This is a genomic window from Variovorax sp. CCNWLW235 (assembly GCF_037204085.1).
Lineage (GTDB): Bacteria > Pseudomonadota > Gammaproteobacteria > Burkholderiales > Burkholderiaceae_C > Variovorax.
The window spans coordinates 1-1,156 of the sequence record NZ_JBBCBW010000048.1; the positions used below are offsets into that span (position 1 = coordinate 1).

Annotated in this window: 1 protein-coding gene; it reads right to left on the reverse strand. The window is 64.2% G+C overall.

All coding sequences use genetic code 11. The annotated features are described in order from the left end of the window. Nucleotides 1-1,151 (reverse strand): elongation factor Tu (tuf, locus tag V9L21_RS26350; RefSeq protein WP_337315722.1); only part of this gene is annotated, 1,151 nt, incomplete at its 3' end. Nucleotides 1,152-1,156 lie beyond the last annotated feature (5 nt).

Here is a 1,156-nt window from a genome sequence, read left to right on the forward strand (position 1 = left end):
CGGCCGCCTTCACGGATGGCGAAGCGCAGGCCTTCTTCCATCGCGATCGGGTTGATCAGCTTCACGGTGATGCTGACGTTGTCGCCAGGCATGACCATTTCCTTGTCCTTGGGCAGCTCGATCGCGCCGGTCACGTCCGTCGTGCGGAAGTAGAACTGCGGACGGTAGTTGTTGAAGAACGGCGTGTGACGGCCGCCTTCGTCCTTGGACAGCACGTACACCTCGGCGGTGAAGTGCGTGTGCGGCTTGATCGAGCCGGGCTTGCACAGCACTTGGCCGCGCTCGACTTCTTCGCGCTTGGTGCCGCGCAGCAGCACGCCGACGTTGTCGCCAGCCTGGCCCTGGTCGAGCAGCTTGCGGAACATTTCCACGCCGGTGCAGGTGGTCTTGACGGTCGGGCGGATGCCGACGATCTCGATTTCCTCGCCGACCTTGATCACGCCGCGCTCGACGGCGCCGGTCACCACGGTGCCGCGGCCGGAGATCGAGAACACGTCTTCGACGGGCATCAGGAAGGTGCCGTCCACGGCGCGCTCGGGCGTCGGGATGTAGGTGTCGAGGGCTTCGGCCAGCTTCATGATGGCTTCCTCACCGAGCTTGCCCTTGTCGCCTTCCAGGGCGAGCTTGGCCGAGCCGTGGATGATGGGGGTGTCGTCGCCAGGGAACTCGTACTTGTCGAGGAGTTCGCGCACTTCCATTTCGACCAGCTCGAGCAACTCGGCGTCGTCGACCATGTCGCACTTGTTCAGGAAGACGATGATGTAGCCCACACCCACCTGGCGCGCCAGCAGGATGTGCTCGCGGGTCTGGGGCATCGGGCCGTCGGCGGCCGAGCACACGAGAATGGCGCCGTCCATCTGGGCAGCGCCGGTGATCATGTTCTTGACGTAGTCGGCGTGGCCGGGGCAGTCCACGTGTGCGTAGTGGCGGTTGGCCGTTTCGTACTCGACGTGGGCGGTGTTGATGGTGATGCCGCGGGCCTTTTCTTCGGGCGCCGCATCGATCTGGTCGTAGGCCTTGGCTTCGCCGCCGAACTTGGCCGACAGCACGGTCGCGATCGCAGCCGTCAGCGTGGTCTTGCCGTGATCAACGTGACCGATCGTGCCCACGTTCACGTGCGGCTTGGTGCGGGTGAATTTACCTTTTGCCATTTTTC